1 pseudogene is annotated in these 212 nt (G+C 44.8%); it reads right to left on the reverse strand.

The window, feature by feature from the left end:
• Positions 1-212 (reverse strand): annotated as a pseudogene (locus X919_RS14975) (site-specific integrase); the annotation flags it as partial.

The raw sequence follows: 212 nt of genomic DNA on the forward strand, positions 1-212 counted from the left end.
CGCCCTTGCTGAGCGACATGGTCGCAAATGTATGCCGGGCAAGATGGAAGGTCAGATTCTTCTTGACACCGCAAAGGTCGGCAATTTCTTTTAAATATGCGTTGGTTTTCTGATTCGTTAGGATGGGAAATAGTTTGCCGTCCCGATAGGTCTTATGACTGTACTTGGCAATGATACTCTTGGGAATGTCAAGCAATAAAACATTTGTCTCC

The sequence above is a fragment of the Prevotella sp. HJM029 genome (assembly GCF_000599605.1).
Taxonomy (GTDB): Bacteria; Bacteroidota; Bacteroidia; order Bacteroidales; family Bacteroidaceae; genus Prevotella.